We start from the raw sequence: 16,393 nt of genomic DNA on the forward strand, positions 1-16,393 counted from the left end.
AAAGGGCGCAAGGCGGATATCCTACGGATGAGCGGAGGTGGCCGCCGGGGCTTCACGCCGTTTGTCAGGCAAGCCGTTCATCGGATTCTTTTCGTTCAATCGGACAGGGAGGAACAAGCAACTTTATGGCCATTGAGGTCGGGAGCAAAGTGACGGGCAAAGTGACGGGAATCACGCGGTTTGGTGCATTTGTCACGCTGCCCGAAGGCGAGACGGGTTTGGTGCACATCTCCGAGATCTCGGACGACTACGTCCGCGACGTCAACGACTACCTGAAGGTGAACGACGAGGTCACCGTCAAGGTGCTGAGTGTCAGCGGAGATGGGAAAATCGCCCTGTCCATTCGCCAGGCCAACGAATCGTCGTCTGGCCGCACGCATCGCGGAGGATCGCGAGGGGGTCAGCGCCAGGATCGGCGCCAAGGATTCGAACAGATCATGAATCGATTCCTCAAAGACAGCGAAGAGCGCCTTGCGCAGCTCCGGCGGAGCGAGGCCAAGCGCGGCGGGCGCGGCGGGCGGCGCGGCTGAAATCGAGCCGTGGCCGCACCTTCTAGGAGCGCGGCGCACTTCGCGAGAGAATCGTGAACAAGCACCGGGTTCTGCGAAGGGCCCGGTGTTTTCGCGTCAAGGGACATCGTACGTGCGCTTCAAGCGCCTGAGAGGAGAAAGTTCGTGCAGGGCGACACCTACTACCTCGAATACGAGCTCCACGACGGCACGCGCGTCTTTCTCGCCTTCGACAACGAGAACGATCGTGACGGCTGCCACATCTCGCTCGATATGTACAGGGCCCAGCTCGGCCCCATCACGCAGGAGGTGCTGGACCGCATTCTGGGCAAATTCAACGGGCGGATCGCCGGGTTTCCTGGCTAAAGGCGTTTTGCATCCCACGCCGCGCCAGGGCGCCGGAGTCGCGTCGGCGGGCTTTGGTGCCGATGGCTTCACGGCGCCTCTCACGGCTCTGCCTTCGCATCCGATTGGCGATATCGGTAATACGCTTCATTCAGCATCACGATGGCCTTGCGATCGCGATTGAGGAACGCTCGCCTGAGTTGACTCCGAAGCCATTCCGGCATTCCACATCACCTCGCTCATCGCCAGTTGTATGTAGTGTACGCGGCGGGGACAGAAATGGCGCCCAGAAATCTCGTGCGCCAGGCGAGTTTCGCGCTCGGCGCCAAACCGCGGACTGCAACCCGCACCGCGTCCCACCTGCGCCGCGCAGCGCTACACCAGAAGATCCAACCGGCTTCGCACTTGTTCGACAACCACGCCCGCCTTCGACAGGAGCTCCATCGCGTACGGGTCCGGCCGATACTCGAACTCATAAAACACGCGCCGGATCCCGGCCTGAATGAGGCTCTTCGTGCACGTCAGACAGGGCGTGTGTGTCACGTACAGATCCGCGCCCTCCGCCGCAATTCCAAAGCGCGCGCACTGCAGAAGCGCGTTCTGCTCCGCGTGAATCGCCCGCACGCAGTGGCCGTCCACCACCTTGCAGCCCACGTCCACGCAGTGCTCGTCCCCGTGGATGCTCCCGTTGTATCCACTGGCGATGATCCGCTTGTCCCGCACCACCACGCACCCCACCTGCAGCCTCGTGCAGGTCGATCTCGCCGCCATCACTCGCGCCTGCGACGCGAAGAAACTGTGCCAGTCCATCCGCTCTCGCTTCATCTCCATGTCGATCACGCCCTCCCCGTGCCGAACGTTGTCCAGAATTCTCGAAAACTTTCTCGTCGCCGCAGACGCCGTTTGACAAAATCTGCAGTTCTGCCTGCCCTATAATGGCCATACACATGGATGAAAGGGGACGGATGTATGGTCAGAAAGCGAACACGGAGCGGGCCGAAACCCCTTCTTGCCAAGCCAAACCGGGCGGCGCGCTCCCCATTTGCCTCTCGCTGGACCCTTCGGGCGTGGCGCCGCGCCCTGCTCATCGGCGCGCTCGCGTTCCTCCTCGGCCGCGCCTCCATCGATCACGCCGTGGCGCCGTTTGCCCTCGCCTATTACGCCGTCGTCATGGCGCTTGCGGGCGAGCGCCGCGCGTGGCCCGCGTACGCCGGCATCCTCGGCGCCTTTACCGCCGGCATCGAGGGAGGTCTCGAACTTGCCGCGGCCATCGTGCTGTACAAGCTCGTCCATCGAATCATCTTCCGCCGCAGGACGGCGGACATCATCTGGGCGCCCATTCTCGCCGGCGCCGTGGGCTTCGCCGTTCACCTCGCCACGTTCGGGACAAGCCTCACGCTCGTCGAGGCCCTGCTCGCCTTCAGCCAGGGCGCCCTCGTCACCATCTTAGCGCTCATCTTCCTGCAGTGCATTCACCTGTTCCTTGGGCAAGAGCTCACGCGCACGCTGCGCTACGAGCAGGTGATGAGCGTCGTCATCCTCATCGCCTCCGTCATCATGGGCTTCGACGGGCTCGCCGTCCACGGCGTTCCGCTCGCGCTTTTGGCCATCGACTGGATGGTGCTCGTGCTCTCCGCCACCGGCATTGGGCCCGCCGTGTCCGGCGCCGTCGCCATCAGCATGCTGTCGCTTTTGAGCCACCAGGCGTCGCTCATGGAGGTGGCGGTGCTCGGCTTCATTGCACTCATCTGCGGCCTGATGCGCGACGCCAACCGGTTTGCGGTGGCCGCCACCTTCGTCGCAGGGGTGGGCGTGCTCACGCTCGCCTACGCGCACGCCTATGCGCCGCTCTTGGTGCAGATGACGGCCGCCGGCGCCGCGTCGGTGCTGTACCTCTTGACGCCGCGGAGTCTCTTTGCCGAGCTTCGCTCCTTCGTGCCCGGGACGCCTGAACATTCGGCCGACGAGCGCACGCGCGCCGAGCGGGTGCACGCCCTCATGACCGAGAAGATCCACGAGGTGAGCCAGATCTTCGAGGAACTCGCCGACACCTTCTCCGACGTGAGCGGCAACGACTACCTCTTGATGCGCGATCTCGTCACGCAGACCATCCAAAAGACCCGCGACAGCGTGTGTTCACTCTGCCCGCGTCAGACCCTGTGCTGGGGGCGGGAAATGCTCCAGACCTACAACGCCATGAAGCACACGCTCACCAACATCGAGTCCGCGAACGGCCGACGCGCCGCGCCCACGCCGGAGCTCAGGGATCGCTGCATTCGCCTCGATCCGATGATGAGCACGCTGCGCTACAACCTCGATCTCACGCATCGGGACTACAAGTGGTTGAAAAAGATGATGGAAGAGCGAAAGCTCGTGGCGCATCAGCTGGCGGGGGTGGCGGATGTCGTCCGGGCCATCGCGAAGGAGCTCGAGATGGAGCAGAAGACGCTCCTGTCGGATCGCGAGAAGATCGTGAGCGCGCTCGAGGAGCTCGGGCTCTATGTGGACGACGTGCGCATCATCAGCCTCGAGCCGGGCCGGGTGGAAATTGAGGTGGTGCAGCCGTCCGAGAGCGCGCACGAGACGTCCGCGCGCATGATCGCGCCCCTTCTGTCGGGCATCCTCGGCGAGCACATCACCGTCGCCAAGCTCAGCGTGCCGCCGCACGGCGGGCCCTGCACGGCCACGTTCGCCTCGGCGCGCCAGTACCAGGTGCGGTCCGCGGCCATGGCCATCGCCAAGGACGGCCGCCCCGTCTCCGGCGATACCCATACCGCGGTCGATCTCGGCAATGGCCGCTACGCCCTCGCCATCTCGGACGGCATGGGCAACGGGGAGCGCGCGAAGCAGGAGTCGAAGTCGGCCATCGACCTCCTGAAGCGGTTGATGAAAGCTGGATTCGACGAAAAGCTCGCCGTGCGCACCATCAACTCCGCGCTCGTGTTGCGATCGCGTGACGAGATGTTCACCACGCTCGACATGGCCGTGATCGACCTGTTCCACGCCAAGTGCGAGTTTCTGAAGGTCGGATCGGCGCCGAGCTACATCAAGCGGGGGCAGGAGGTCATCAAGGTCACCGGGAACAGCGTGCCCATCGGCATTCTCGAGGAGATTGAGGTGCAGACCATCGAAGTCCAGCTCCTGCCGGGCGACGTGCTCATCCTGGTCTCGGACGGCATCTACGACGCGGCTCCGGAAGGCGCGGAGACGGACGACTGGGTGCAGGCGGCGCTCGCCCAAATCCGCTCGACGGATCCGCAGACCATCGTGGACGAGCTCGTGGAGATGGCCGTCGAGGCTTCGCACGGCAAGGTGCGAGACGACATGACGGCCGTCGCGGCCGTGATCGAGCGGTATCAGGAGCAGTGGGCGGCCATCCGGCTGCCGAACGTGCCGAGCCTCCGGTCCGCCGAGCGCAAGCGCCGCATGGCCTGAACGTTCCCGGCAACGGATTCTATCAAGCTTTTGGGAATGAAACGGTTCCACCTCGGCGATACTGGCGACTAGCAAGTTTCGCGGAGGTGGATTGTTTTGACCAGGGAAGCGACCATCCGGCAGATTCTCGTCATCACCGACGGCTGTTCCAACATCGGGCCCGATCCCGTCGAGGCTGCGCGCAGGGCGCACCGGCACGGCATCGTCGTCAACGTCATCGGCATCGTGGGGCGCGGCGACGCGGGCGAGCAGGGCTACCAAGAGGCACACTCCATCGCGGACGCGGGCGGGGGCATGTGTCGCATCGTGCAGCCCGCGGACATCTCGGCGACGGCGCAGATGATGACGCACCAGACTATGCAGATGACGCTTCAGCAGGTGGTCAACCAGGAACTCCTCGCCGTCATGGGCAAGTCGACGGAGGATTTGCCGCCCGCCGATCGCGCCCGCGTCATGCAGGTGGTGGAAAAGCTCGAGGACGAGGTGGCGCTTCATCTCGTCGTCTGCCTCGACACGAGCGCGAGCATGCGCGACAAAATCCCGACCGTGCGCGAGGCGGTACGCGATCTCGCCCTGTCGCTCAAAGTGAGATCCGGCCCCCTCGCGGTGAGCGTCATTGCGTTCCCCGGCAAGGGCGAGGAGGCGACGCGGCTCGTGCAGCCGTTCTCTTCCGAGGTGAACGTCGCGGCGCTCGAGGCGGAGCTCGTGGCGCGCGGCGGCACGCCGACCGGCCCAGCCATCGATCACGCCGCCGACCTTCTCCTCTCGCACGCGCGCAACGTGGACGAGGACGCGCCGCGGCGTGAGTTCGGATGACCCATTCCCGCCCGCTCGCGCCCGGCACGTGGGTGGTGGGCAAGTGGACCCATCGGCGCTGGCGGATCCGCGGCGTTCTCGGCACGGGCGCGAACGGGATTGTCTACGCGGTCGAGCGGGACGACGGCCTCAAAGGCGCCATGAAGGTGTGCGAGACAGCGGGCCAGGTGGCGTTCGAGTGGTCGCTTTTGAACCTCGTGCGAGGGCCGGGATCGCCGTTTCCCGCGCCACAGCAGATTGACGACTCCGACCGCCCCGGCGCCCGCTTCTTTTACGTCATGGAGCGCATTTCCGGCAAGCCGCTTGACAAGGTCTGGCCAACGCTTGCGCCCGCCATGCGCAAGCAGGTCATGATCCGCATCGTCGAAGGGCTCGCCAAGCTCCACGCCACCGGCCACGCGTTCTGCGACGTCAAGCCGCAGAACGTGCTCGTCCAGGAGGCGAGTGGCGAGGTGCGCTTCGTCGATCCCGGCGGCGTGACGCCGTTTGGCAAAGCCGTCCGCCAGTTCACGCCGACAACCGACGGCGCCTTCTTCGGCCTATGCGACAGGCGCGCGAGCGCGGCGTACGACGTCTTCGCCGTGGCGCTCATGGCGGTATCGCTCGAGGCGCAGTGTCCCGCGAATTTGTACGATCTCCCGCCCGAAAAGCGGCGGGAATGGCTCCTGCGCGCGGTGGCGGATCAGGTCGACGGCGCATGGCGCCCCGTGTGGAGCCGCGTGCTGCGCCGGGAGATCCGGGACGCCGACGCGCTTCGCGCCGCCATCGCGGAGGTGCGCGTGAAGGACAAGGCGAGACAAGCTGGCCAGCGCGACTGGACGGCCGCGTTCATGTGGGCGAGCGTCGCGAGCGCCGTGCTCACCACCGCCTGCGCCTGGGCGCTCTACCTCCGCATCATCTGAGCCAACGGTTTCAGCGGCTTCGACGGGCGGCCCCACTTTGCTACAATGAAGGCAGACAGGGCACGCCCGCGCGCGGCGCGAGGCGCCCGGGGCGGCCCACATGGGAAACGGCGGGAACCTCCTTGGGACGAGCGCACAATCTCCTCACGCACGTGATTTCCTTTTTCCAACAGCATCGGCTTGAGACCGCCCACGCGGTGTTAGGCGTCTCCGGCGGCGTGGACTCGATGGTGCTCCTTCACCTGTGTCAGCGCGCCGCAGAGGAGGCGCCAAGTGCCCTGGGCGGTTTTTCTGTGGTCCACGTGCACCACCACCTGCGCGAGACGGCCGATCGCGACGCCGCCTTCGTCGAGCGATACTGCCGAGAGCGCGAAATCCCGTGCGAGATCGCCCACGTGAAGGTCGTGGACGAGCGAGGTGAGGGGCTGGAGGCGGCCGCGCGGCGCGCGCGCTATCAGGCGCTGGCCGACCGGGCGCGGGTGAAGGGCGGCGTCATCCTCGTGGCACATCACGCGCAGGACGAGCTGGAGACCTTCATCATGCGCCTGTTGCGCGGCGCGGGCCCGGGGGGGCTTGGCGCCATGCGCCCGGAGGCGGAGATGAACGGCGTGCGGGTGCTGAGGCCGCTCCTCGCGGTGGAGAAGAGCGAGATCGAGCGGTATGCGGCTCTGCACGGGGTGCCGCACGTGGAGGATGAGACGAACGAAGACCCCCGGTTTTTTCGCAACCGCGTCCGTCAGGTGGTCATCCCGGCGCTCCGCGCCGTCGAACCGCGCGCGGAGGAGAAGGTTCGCCAGGCGCTCGAACTGTTGTGGGCGGAGGACGCGTACATGCGCGAGTTGGCGTGCGAGGCCGCGCGCCGCGTTGCCGTGTGCGGCGCGGACGGCCGAATCGCCTTTTCTGCCAGCCGCCTCGGCGAACTTCACGTTTCTTTACAACGCAGGGTGATTCACATACTATTGAATTGTTTCTCCGCGCGCGAGTGGACGTTGGCCCACGTCGAGGCGGTTCGCCGCCTGGCCCTCTCGGGGCCGCCGTCGGGCGAAGTTCACCTCGCGGCGGATGTGCGGTGCGTCAGATCCTACGACAACCTGTACATAGGTCACCCGCCCATCGCGCGTCCCGCGGTGGAGACTGCGGTGGCGTGGGATCTTCATTCGGCGGCGGAGGTGCTCGTCGGAGAAGGCGAGGTGCGCTGGCGGTTTCGGCGGCTGCGCGTGGCGCATCCGGCATCCGCCCGCATGCCGTCGCCCTGGTGGCTCCTGTTGCCTGCCGACGTGTCCCGCGCCGAGATCGCCATGGGGGTGCCGACGAGCGAGCGGGTGCCGCTCTTCGGCGGGCACGGAACCAAGAAACTGCAAGACGTCTTCACCGACGCCAAGCTGCCTCGTGCGTGGCGTGCGCGCTGGCCCCTCCTTCGGGTAGACGGCGACATCGTCTGGATCCCCGGCATCATGCGATCCGGCGCGCACCTTTGGGGCGGCGGGCCCGCGTTCGTCATTCGGGCGCGCCCGCCTGCGGCCTGCCAACGCGCGCTTGGCGAGCGGTAGAGGCGGTGGCCGAACATTTCACAGCGGACATGGGGAGGCACTCATGCATCCTGATCTGGAGCGTATCCTGTTCGATGAGGAAACCTTGCAGGCCAAAGTGGCCGAGATGGGGGCGACGCTGAGCCGAGACTACGCAGGCAAGACGCCTCTTCTCATCTGCATCCTCAAGGGCGCGGCGCTGTTCATGGGCGATCTCGTCAAGCGCATCGACGTTCCGGTCGAGATCGACTTCATGGCGATTTCAAGCTACGGCCAGTCGACGAAGTCGTCCGGCGCGGTGCGCATTTTGTACGATCTCGAGCGCCCGGTCGAGGGGCGCGATGTCATCATCGTGGAGGACATCGTGGACACGGGCCTCACGCTCGCGTACCTGCGCGACACGATGATTCGGCGGCAGGCGGCGAGCGTGAAGATTGTCTCCCTGTTCGACAAGCCGAGCGGGCGAAAGGTCGACATCCAGCCGGACTACTTCGGCTTCACGGTGCCGGACGCGTTCATCGTCGGCTACGGCCTCGACTACGCGGAGCGGTATCGCAACTTGCCATACGTGGGCATCCTCAAGTCTGACATCTATGCGACAGGTTGACGCGCGTCTCCCTGGCGGGCGTCTTTCTTGCTAGGAACGCCCATCCCGGTATGGTACAATAGTCGCGCCGTAACCGAGAGGAGGTAAGGCATGAACCGTTTTTACCGGAGCGTTGTCCTGTACGTGCTGATCCTGTTCGTGCTGATCGGCGTACTGAGATACCTCACCGGCCCTGAGCAGGTTCGCGGGCCGATTCCATATAGCCAGTTCATTCAATATGTCGAGCACAACCAGGTCACGGGCACGCTGCAGGTCACGCCCGACGGCCTCACTGCGACCATCGACGGGACCCTGAAGAACGGGGAAAAGTTTGAGACTCGGGCTCTGTACGACAACAACCTGGAGCCCTTCTTGCAGAGCCATAACCTGTCGTTCAACGTCATTCCGCAGCCCCGCGGAAGCGTGTGGCTCTCGCTCCTCGAGCAGGTGGTTCCGTTTGCCTTCCTCTTCATCTTAATGTTCATCCTGTTCAACCAGGCCCAGGGCGGCGGCAACCGGGTCATGAACTTCGGCAAGAGCCGGGCTCGAATGTACACCGAGGACAAGCGAAAGGTGACGTTCGCGGACGTCGCGGGGGCCGATGAGGAGAAGGCGGAGCTTGAGGAGATTGTCGAATTTCTGAAAGATCCGAAGCGCTTCACCGCGCTCGGCGCGCGCATCCCGAAGGGCGTGCTGCTCGTGGGCCCGCCCGGCACCGGTAAAACGCTCCTCGCGCGCGCGGTGGCGGGCGAAGCGGGTGTGCCGTTTTTCAGCATCAGCGGCTCGGACTTCGTCGAGATGTTCGTCGGCGTGGGTGCTTCGCGCGTGCGCGATTTGTTCGATCAGGCCAAGAAAAACTCGCCCTGCATCATCTTTATCGACGAGATCGACGCCGTGGGGCGGCACCGCGGCGCGGGGCTCGGCGGCGGACATGACGAGCGCGAGCAGACGCTGAACCAGTTGCTCGTCGAGATGGACGGCTTCTCGGCGAATGAGGGCATCGTCATCATCGCCGCCACCAACCGCCCCGACATCCTGGATCCCGCGCTGTTGCGCCCGGGCCGGTTTGACCGGCAAATTGTCGTCAACCGCCCGGACGTCAAAGGGCGCGAGGAGATCCTGCGCGTGCACGCGCGGAACAAGCCGCTCGCGCCCGACGTGAACCTGGAGATCATCGCGAAGCGGACGCCAGGCTTCACCGGCGCGGATCTCGAGAACGTGTTGAACGAGGCGGCGCTGCTTGCGGCGCGCAAGAAGCAGAAGGAAATCACCAACGCGGATATCGACGAGGCCATCGATCGCGTCATGGCGGGGCCGGAGAAGCGCAGCCGCGTGATGAGCGAGAAGGAGCGCAGGCTCGTCGCCTATCACGAGGCGGGCCACGCGGTGGTGGGCTACTTCATCCAGCCGGATCGCACGGTGCACAAGGTTACCATCGTCCCGCGTGGCATGGCCGGCGGCTACACGCTGAGCCTGCCGAACGAGGACCGGTACTTCATCACGAAGCAGCAGATGCTCGACGAAATCTGCATGACGCTCGGCGGGCGCGTCGCGGAGGAGATTGTCTTCGGCGAGATCTCGACCGGCGCGTCGAACGACCTCGAGCGCGTCACGAACATCGCTCGGCAGATGATCACGGAGTACGGCATGAGCGACAGGCTCGGCCCGCTGCAGTACGGCAGCCGCGCGGGAGGGGCCATCTTCCTCGGGCGAGATCTCCAGGGCGAGCCGAACTACAGCGATCAGGTGGCGTACGAGATCGACCAGGAGATGCGGGAAATTGTCGAGACGTGCCACGAGCGCACGCGGCGCATCCTGACGGAGAAGCGCATGGCGCTCGATGCGCTGGCGGAGCGCCTCCTGGAGAAGGAGACGCTCGACGGCGAGGAAGTGAAGGAGATCCTCGAGCGGTATCGGTGAACAGGGGCCTAAGACGAAAGTGGAAAGCGGGATGCGCCAGGGAGGTGGCGGCGTCCCGCTTTCCGTTTGGGAGGTGGCGGCTCGACGGCGGGGCGGGGCCCGATGTGCGGCGGGCACGTTGCGGTTCGTCGGCGCAGGGCATACCGCGGTGGGCCTGAGCAGGTGGCCGAGCGTGCCTTGTGCTCAGCTCGTCACGTTGAGCGCGGGATAGTATGCGGACGGATCGCCGTTCTGAAAGGTGTACACGGTGTAGAGCGCCGGTCCGACGATTTCCTCGCCGCGGACGCCGTCTTTCTCAAGCACGGCCGCCACCTGGATCAGGTCGTTCAGATACCCGCTCGGCTGTTCGAACTCCGCGTACACATTGCAGGAAGCGTGTGGCGGGATGAGGACGCCCGCAGCAGGGAGCGGTTTCGCGTTCTTCGGGTAGCCACCTGGCACGTCCGTGCTGTTCATTTCGTACCCAACATTTAAGAATTGAAATCCTCCCGCGGTTTCGAGGCCGAGGAGTCGGACAGGTGCGCCGGATGGGTTGACAAACTGGAAGTCGAAGTCATGCGCGGTGTGGTCGGGTTGGCCGGCCTCTCCCCCAGACTTGATGAGGATGTCGATCCATGACACGGGGTGGTCCACCATGCGCGTGTACGCCTTGCCGAGATCGAAGGACTGAGCGCCGCTGGCGAGATTCACGTGGAGACGGACGGGATCGGCCTGATATGCGCCCGTCGCGCGGACGGTCCACAGAAGCGTATATTGGTAGAATTCTGGGTTTTGACTCGCTTGCACGTGCACCTTCGCGACAGGTTGGAGCGCGTTCGATTCAAGCGTCGCACCGCGGAGCGAGAGCCGTTCTTCATTGTGCGGATTCGTGATATTCACCTGTAAATTGACCGTTCCTCCTGGAGCAGTCACGACGGAGTACAGCCACTTGTTGTAGACAGTCCAGCGATCCGGCGGTCCGCTCGCGTGCCCGCAGCCTGTGGCGAGGTTTGCGGACAGGGCGACGACAGCGGCGGAGATCCAGATGCGCGCGCGGTTCACGGGACTCCCCCTTATCTGAACGTTTACGTGTGTTATACATTTTGCTCGCGCGCCGCGCATGAGTCTTCGGGCCCATTTTGCGCTGGGCATCGGGTAACATGCGGGTATGCGTGGACTGGAGGTATTTCAGGAGATTCCGGAGCGGTATCGGTGAATGCGTGCAAGGGCGAAAAGCAGAAGCGGGATGCGCCAGGGAGGTGGCGGCGTCCCGCTTTTCGTTAAGTATGATGATGAGGCCGCAGTCGGCGGCGCAGAGCGCTCCTCCGTCGGTCCGCGTGCCGCCGCCTTGCGCTCAGCTCGTGACGTTGAGTGCGGGATAGTACGCGGATGGATCTGCGTTCAGGAAGTAGTTCAGCGTGTACATCCCGGTACCCACGATCTCCTCGCCGCGGACACCGCCTCTCTCGAGCACGGCTGCCACCTGGATCAACTCATTCAAGTACCCACTCGGTTGTTTGAACTCCGCATACACGTTGCAGGTAGCGTGCGGCGGGATCACGACGCCGGCGCTTCTGAGCGGTCTCGCATCCTTTGGATAGCCACCTGGAACGTCCTTGCTGTTCATCATATAGCCAACCTTTGAAAACTGAAACCCTCCGGCTGTTTCTAGACCCATGAAGCGCACCGGGACGTTCGAATGATTTGCAAATCGAAAGCCAAAATCGTGCGGCCCCGTCAGGTAGTCGGGCTGTCCTGCTTCTCCGCCAGGCAAGTAGGGGAGCGCGAGCCAACTGACGGGGTGCTCGACGACGCGGGTGTAGGCTTTGCCGAGGGCAAAGGACTGGTTACCCGTGGCAAGATGGACCGTTACGCGGACCGGATCACCTTGATACGTGCCGGCGACGCGGGCGTTCCAGAGGAGTGCATATTGGAATACGACTTGACTTTCGCTCGTCTGGATGTGTACCGGAGCAATAGGTTGGAGCGCATTTGCATGCAGCTCTGCGCCTTGCAGCGGAAGCCGTTCTTTTCGGTAAGGGTTCGTGATATTCGCCTGAATCGTGACGGTCTGGCCGGGGCCTGTCACCACAGAATACAGCCACTTGTTGAAGATGGTCCATCGGTCCGTCGGCCCGCTCGCGTGTCCGCAACCCGTGGCCAGCCCGGTTACCAAAGCGGCAAGTGAGGTGAAGGTGACGAGTCTGGATGAGCGTGTCATGAGTTCGTCACATCCCGATGAGAATATTCAAATCGTTTCCATCAAGGACCTTGAGATATGAAAGTTGGTCCAGCACCTGTGATGTGCCACTCATAAGTTGGGTTCGAGTCAAGTGGAGTCGCCGCTCCATAGGCGACCGTGGAAGTGCATGCGCATGTGACAGACAAACCGACAAGTAGGGTTTGTGCGGTACGACTGAGGCGCAGAAACCATCGGCTTTGCATGAGAATAGCCTCCTTTGCGTGGATGTACACGTCGTTTATACACCCCACGCACACACCTCACATGAGTCTTCAGACCCATTTTGTGCTAGCCATTTGATAGCACTTGCCTGCGTCCGAGCCGTCCTTTTCTGACGCTGCGCCGCGGTGAAATGTGTGAGCGGGCAGCAGGATCTGGGCCACCTCGCCTTGAATGAAGATAGGGTGTTGGGCTCAACAGGGATAGGACATGCGGAGGGATGCGCCCCGTGAGGTGGGTGGCCACACAGTACGTAAAACCGAATTCCATCTTGGCACAGCGCGTGCCGGACAAGCGGGGCCGCACCCTGCTGGCGCGAGGCGTGGTCTTGACCGACAATTTGATTCGCCGCCTCATCGAGCTCGGCGTGCGGGCGGTCTGCATCGAGGACAAGGCCACGGAGGACATCGTGGTCCAGGAAGTGGTGCGGGAAGACACCAAGGTCCGCCTGTTCGGCATGACGTACGACACGCTTCATGAACTCGCGGTCACCCAGTTTGCGCCGCACGTGCGGGCGTTTCAGATCCGGAAGATGTTTACGCCGGTGGTGGAGGACGTGATCGACGAGCTCCGGTCGACCGGGGCGGCGGCGGATCAGCTTAGCACCGTGTATGTGCAGGATGGTGAACTTTTCCACCACTCGGTCAACGTGATGTTTTACGCGGTGACGCTCGGGCTGAAGCTCGGGATGAACCGGCAGGACCTCGTCGATCTCGGCATTGGCACCCTCCTGCACGACGTCGGCAAGCTGCGATTGGATCGGAAGATCCTGCAGAAACCGGGGCGGCTCACGGACGAAGAGTTTCGCATCATTCAGCAGCACGCGCGAATCGGGTACGATATCCTGATGAGGCAGGGCGATATCTCGGCGAGATCGGCCGTGATCGCCCTTCAGCATCACGAGCGGCTGGACGGAACCGGCTACCCGGACCGCTTGGTGGGCAGGGACATTCACCTGTTCAGCCAGGTGGCGATGGTGGCGGACGTCTACGAGGCGCTCACGGCCAACCGCGTCTACCGCCGGGCGTTCCTGCCGCACGACGCCCTCGCCATCCTGGAGAACGACACGGCGCAGGGCAAGCTTCCGAAGCCTGTCATGGAGGCGTTTCTTGCCACGGTGTCCTTGTATCCGCTCGGCATGTCGGTGCGGCTGTCGGACGGGACGCTTGGCGTCGTGGTGGTGCCGTCGGCGCGCAACCGGCAGTACCCGGTGGTGCGCGTCATCGAGGATGCGGATGGCCGCCCGGTGGAACCGTATGAGATCGATCTCGCCACCGCGCGGGATGTGCACATCGCGACCTGCGAGGCGTGAGATAAGGCGGCGGGCTCTGCGCCCGCCGCGCAGGGGGAATGGACATGACAAAAGACCGCGTGATCCGCGCCATGGCGCGGGACGGCCGCGTGCGGGTCATCACCTGCCACACCACCGAGCTCGTGCGCGAGCTCGCCAGGCGCCACCACACCTGGCCGGTGGTCACGGCGGCGCTTGGGCGCACGGCGTCCATCGCCGCAATGATGGCCACGCTGCTTAAGAACCACGAGTCCATCACGGTCAAGATTGAAGGGGACGGGCCGATTGGGTACCTGGTGGTGGAGGCGTTGCCCTCAGGCGACGTGCGCGGCTATCCGGGCAATCCTCACGTGCACCTGCCGCCCAACAGCCAGGGCAAGCTGGACGTGGGCGGCGCCATCGGGCGGGGGCACCTGTACGTGGTGCGGGACACGGGGCTGAGATCGTACTACACGTCGTCGAGCGAGCTCGTCTCGGGCGAGATCGCGGACGATTTCACCTACTACTTCGCCACGTCGGAGCAGACGCCGTCCGCGGTGGGCGCGGGCGTGCTCGTCGGCACGGACAATGTGCCCATCGTGGCGGGCGGATTTCTGATTCAGCTGATGCCCGGGCACACGGAGGAGGACGCCGCCTACGTCGAAGAGCGCCTGGCGGGGGTGCCAAGCGTCACGGGTTTCCTGGAGAAGTATCCGGCGGCGGATGCGCTTTTGTTCAAGCTGTTCCCAGACGCGCATATCTTAGCGATGCAGGACGTGCGCTTCCGCTGCAAGTGCAGCTATTCCCGCCTGCGCGACGTGCTGCTGAGCCTCGGCGCCAAGGAGCTCCGGGACATCCGCGACGAGCAGGGGCAGGCCGAGCTCACGTGCCACTTCTGCGGCAACGTGTACACGTTCGGGCGAGAGGCGTTGGACGAGATGATCGCCGAGATCGAGCAGCAGGGGGTGAGCGCGCCGTGACGGTGGTCATGGGGATTCTGAACGTGACGCCGGATTCGTTCTCGGACGGCGGCCGGTACCTGGAGCCGGAGGCGGCCGTGGCGCGGGCGCTCGAGATGGAGGAGGAGGGCGCGGGCATCATCGACATCGGCGCCGAGAGCACGCGGCCCGGGCACACGCCGCTCTCGCCCGACGAGGAGTGGCGGCGCCTGGAACCGGTGTTGGCGCGGCTTGCGGGGCGGCTCAAGGTGCCCATCTCCATCGACACGTACCACGCCGAGACCGCGCGCCGCGCCGCGCAGTACGGCATCTCCATCGTAAACGACGTGTCCATGCTGCGGGATCCGGACATGCCCGCCGTCGTGCGCCATCACGGCCTGCGCTACGTGCTCATGCACACGCGCCGCCAGGTGCTGCCCGGGCTCCCCGTGGCCGCCATGGTCGAGGAACTCCGCCGCCCGCTCGCGCAGCTCACGGAGGAAGGCGTGCCCGCGCGCGACATCATCGTCGATCCCGGCATCGGCTTCGGCAAGACGCGCGAGCAGGATCTCGCCTGCCTCGCCGAGATCGGCCGCTTTCAGGCGCTCGGCCATCCGGTGCTCGTCGGCGCGAGCCGCAAGCGGGTCATCGGCCACGCCTTGGGCGGCGTTCCGGTGGGCGAGCGGCTCGCCGGATCGCTCGCTGTCGTGGCGCACGCGTGCATGGCGGGTGTCGACATCGTGCGCGTCCACGACGTGCGCGACTCGGTGCGCGTGGTGCGGATGATGGAGGCGATTTTGGCGCATGGCGGTTCCTTCGCTTCATGACGCGTACATCGGGGCCGGATCGAACGTCGGCAGGCGAATTGTTCATCTCGGGTTCGGCATCGAGGGGCTCAAGGCGCTTGGCGACATCGCCGCGGTGTCCAAGGTGTACGAGACCGCGCCGGTGGGCTACCTGAATCAGGGCGACTTCCTGAACCTCGCCGTCCACCTGCGCACGCCGCTTTCGCCGCACGAGCTCCTGCGCGGGCTTCTTGCCATCGAGGCGCGGGCCGGGCGCACGCGCGACATCCGCTTCGGCCCGCGCACGCTCGATCTCGATCTGCTCCTGTACGATGACCTCGAGCTTGACGAGCCGGATCTCACGCTGCCGCACCCGCGCATGTGGCAGCGGGCGTTTGTCATGGTGCCGCTCGCGGATCTCAATCCCCACCGCCTCGCCCCGACCGGCGAGACGTGGGCTGATCTCGCGGCGCGCCTTCGCCAGAAAGACGAGGTGCATGAGGTTGGACGCTTTTGGTAGGCGGCTGCGCGCCTTTCGCAAGTTGAAGCACATGACCCAGGCCGATCTCGCCCGCGCCCTCGGCGTAAGCCTCGCCACCATCGGCGGGATCGAGCGAGGCACCCGCCAGCCGACGGCCCATCTCGTGAGCGCCATCGCGAGCGCGCTCTCCGTCGACGTGGAGGAGCTGTGCGGCCCAACCTGGCCGGGGGACGGTTGGGACCGCGGAGCGGCGGAGGACGCGGCCGATTCGCGCGCGGGCCACGGGCATGCCACCGTGGATGGTCCGCATTCGCCGCTGGATCAGGGCGCGATGGTACGTTGACAATGTGTGGGGCCGTCTCTATAATGGCGCATAGATCCGCGAGTGACGATTCCGTTTTTCCGGACAATGGTATCCTCAATGGCTCACAGCGCGC

Annotated in this window: 17 protein-coding genes; 13 read left to right on the top strand and 4 right to left on the bottom strand. The window is 64.8% G+C overall.

All coding sequences use genetic code 11. The annotated features are described in order from the left end of the window. Positions 1 to 125: 125 nt before the first annotated feature. Positions 126 to 530, top strand: coding sequence for a S1 domain-containing RNA-binding protein (locus tag AACI_RS00975; protein ID WP_008340714.1), 405 nt, complete (start codon positions 126 to 128; stop codon positions 528 to 530). Between the two features lie 144 nt (positions 531 to 674). Continuing rightward, positions 675 to 875 carry a hypothetical protein gene (locus tag AACI_RS00980; protein ID WP_012809633.1) on the top strand — a complete coding sequence of 67 codons (201 nt, stop codon included), beginning with the start codon at positions 675 to 677 and terminating at the stop codon, positions 873 to 875. Between the two features lie 80 nt (positions 876 to 955). On the opposite strand, the gene cmpA is transcribed toward AACI_RS00980, so the two are convergent. Together cmpA and AACI_RS00985 are read right to left on the bottom strand one after the other, a co-directional pair. Continuing rightward, on the bottom strand, positions 956 to 1,078 hold the full coding sequence (cmpA, locus tag AACI_RS16255; RefSeq protein WP_012809634.1) for a cortex morphogenetic protein CmpA: 123 nt from the start codon (positions 1,076 to 1,078) through the stop codon (positions 956 to 958). A 151-nt stretch (positions 1,079 to 1,229) separates the two neighbouring features. After that, positions 1,230 to 1,685: a ComE operon protein 2 gene (locus AACI_RS00985; RefSeq protein ID WP_012809635.1), complete on the bottom strand. Its 456-nt coding sequence runs from the start codon at positions 1,683 to 1,685 to the stop codon at positions 1,230 to 1,232. 138 nt (positions 1,686 to 1,823) lie between these two features. Between AACI_RS00985 and spoIIE the strand changes: the two genes are divergently transcribed. The 6 genes from spoIIE (at position 1,824) to ftsH (ending at position 10,042) form a co-directional block, all read left to right on the top strand. Next, positions 1,824 to 4,289, top strand: a complete 2,466-nt coding sequence (gene spoIIE / locus AACI_RS00990; protein WP_012809636.1) for a stage II sporulation protein E — start codon at positions 1,824 to 1,826, stop codon at positions 4,287 to 4,289. Positions 4,290 to 4,385: 96 nt separating this feature from the next. Next, positions 4,386 to 5,105, top strand: coding sequence for a vWA domain-containing protein (locus AACI_RS00995; protein WP_012809637.1), 720 nt, complete (start codon positions 4,386 to 4,388; stop codon positions 5,103 to 5,105). Beyond that, positions 5,102 to 6,007: a protein kinase domain-containing protein gene (locus tag AACI_RS01000; RefSeq protein WP_012809638.1), complete on the top strand. Its 906-nt coding sequence runs from the start codon at positions 5,102 to 5,104 to the stop codon at positions 6,005 to 6,007. The genes AACI_RS00995 and AACI_RS01000 overlap by 4 nt, the downstream gene beginning before the upstream one ends. 152 nt (positions 6,008 to 6,159) lie before the next feature. Beyond that, on the top strand, positions 6,160 to 7,557 hold the full coding sequence (gene tilS / locus AACI_RS01005) for a tRNA lysidine(34) synthetase TilS (protein ID WP_218917096.1): 1,398 nt from the start codon (positions 6,160 to 6,162) through the stop codon (positions 7,555 to 7,557). 43 nt (positions 7,558 to 7,600) lie between these two features. After that, on the top strand, positions 7,601 to 8,143 hold the full coding sequence (gene hpt / locus AACI_RS01010) for a hypoxanthine phosphoribosyltransferase (RefSeq protein WP_008340702.1): 543 nt from the start codon (positions 7,601 to 7,603) through the stop codon (positions 8,141 to 8,143). Between the two features lie 90 nt (positions 8,144 to 8,233). Then, the gene (gene ftsH, locus AACI_RS01015) at positions 8,234 to 10,042 is read left to right on the top strand and encodes an ATP-dependent zinc metalloprotease FtsH (protein WP_012809640.1); all 1,809 of its coding nucleotides are present in this window, start codon (positions 8,234 to 8,236) and stop codon (positions 10,040 to 10,042) included. A 183-nt stretch (positions 10,043 to 10,225) separates the two neighbouring features. Here ftsH and AACI_RS01020 read toward each other — a convergent pair whose 3' ends face one another. Both AACI_RS01020 and AACI_RS01025 read right to left on the bottom strand, forming a co-directional pair. Beyond that, entirely contained in the window at positions 10,226 to 11,083 is an 858-nt protein-coding gene (locus AACI_RS01020; protein WP_012809641.1) for a hypothetical protein, read from the bottom strand. A 292-nt stretch (positions 11,084 to 11,375) separates the two neighbouring features. Beyond that, on the bottom strand, positions 11,376 to 12,242 hold the full coding sequence (locus AACI_RS01025; protein WP_012809642.1) for a hypothetical protein: 867 nt from the start codon (positions 12,240 to 12,242) through the stop codon (positions 11,376 to 11,378). A 478-nt stretch (positions 12,243 to 12,720) separates the two neighbouring features. Here AACI_RS01025 and AACI_RS01030 point away from each other — a divergent pair, with 478 nt between their 5' ends. The 5 genes from AACI_RS01030 to AACI_RS17145 are packed head-to-tail and all read left to right on the top strand — an operon-like array spanning position 12,721 to position 16,299. Next, positions 12,721 to 13,794, top strand: a complete 1,074-nt coding sequence (locus AACI_RS01030) for an HD-GYP domain-containing protein (RefSeq protein ID WP_245530649.1) — start codon at positions 12,721 to 12,723, stop codon at positions 13,792 to 13,794. A 44-nt stretch (positions 13,795 to 13,838) separates the two neighbouring features. Next, positions 13,839 to 14,732: an Hsp33 family molecular chaperone HslO gene (hslO, locus tag AACI_RS01035; RefSeq protein WP_012809644.1), complete on the top strand. Its 894-nt coding sequence runs from the start codon at positions 13,839 to 13,841 to the stop codon at positions 14,730 to 14,732. Then, the gene (gene folP, locus AACI_RS01040; RefSeq protein WP_012809645.1) at positions 14,729 to 15,517 is read left to right on the top strand and encodes a dihydropteroate synthase; all 789 of its coding nucleotides are present in this window, start codon (positions 14,729 to 14,731) and stop codon (positions 15,515 to 15,517) included. Before hslO ends, folP begins: the two co-directional genes overlap by 4 nt. Further along, the gene (gene folK / locus AACI_RS01045; protein ID WP_012809646.1) at positions 15,495 to 15,995 is read left to right on the top strand and encodes a 2-amino-4-hydroxy-6-hydroxymethyldihydropteridine diphosphokinase; all 501 of its coding nucleotides are present in this window, start codon (positions 15,495 to 15,497) and stop codon (positions 15,993 to 15,995) included. The genes folP and folK overlap by 23 nt, the downstream gene beginning before the upstream one ends. Next, positions 15,973 to 16,299, top strand: a complete 327-nt coding sequence (locus AACI_RS17145) for a helix-turn-helix domain-containing protein (RefSeq protein WP_049763278.1) — start codon at positions 15,973 to 15,975, stop codon at positions 16,297 to 16,299. The genes folK and AACI_RS17145 overlap by 23 nt, the downstream gene beginning before the upstream one ends. The last annotated feature ends 94 nt before the right edge of the window (positions 16,300 to 16,393 follow it).

The sequence above is a fragment of the Alicyclobacillus acidocaldarius subsp. acidocaldarius DSM 446 genome (assembly GCF_000024285.1).
GTDB classification, from domain to species: Bacteria; Bacillota; Bacilli; order Alicyclobacillales; family Alicyclobacillaceae; genus Alicyclobacillus; species Alicyclobacillus acidocaldarius.